We start from the raw sequence: 332 nt of genomic DNA, 5'->3' as shown, positions 1-332 counted from the left end.
TAGCCGGAGCCGAGCGAGCGCTTGACGAACAGGCAGGTGCGCGCCTTGTCGACGTCGAGGATCGGCATGCCGTAGATGGGGCTCGACTTGTCGTCGCGCGCGGACGGGTTGGTGACGTCGTTGGCGCCGATGACATAGGCGACGTCGGCCTGCGCGAATTCGGAATTGATGTCCTCCAGCTCGAACACCTCGTCATAGGGCACGTTGGCCTCGGCCAAGAGCACGTTCATGTGGCCGGGCATGCGGCCGGCGACCGGGTGAATGGCGTATTTCACCTCGACGCCATTGGCCTTGAGCTTGTCGGCCATTTCGCGCAGCGCGTGCTGCGCCTG

The 332-nt window shown here is 64.8% G+C and carries 1 protein-coding gene; it reads right to left on the bottom strand.

Annotation, left to right across the window (positions count from 1 at the left end; genetic code table 11):
* Nucleotides 1-332 (bottom strand): NAD(P)(+) transhydrogenase (Re/Si-specific) subunit beta (locus ACWGS9_RS35580; RefSeq protein ID WP_454509531.1); only part of this gene is annotated, 332 nt, incomplete at both ends.

Source organism: Mesorhizobium sp. Arg314, assembly GCF_053714275.1.
Note: the sequence above shows the minus strand (reverse complement) of the source record. Positions and strands in the feature narration are given on the sequence as shown.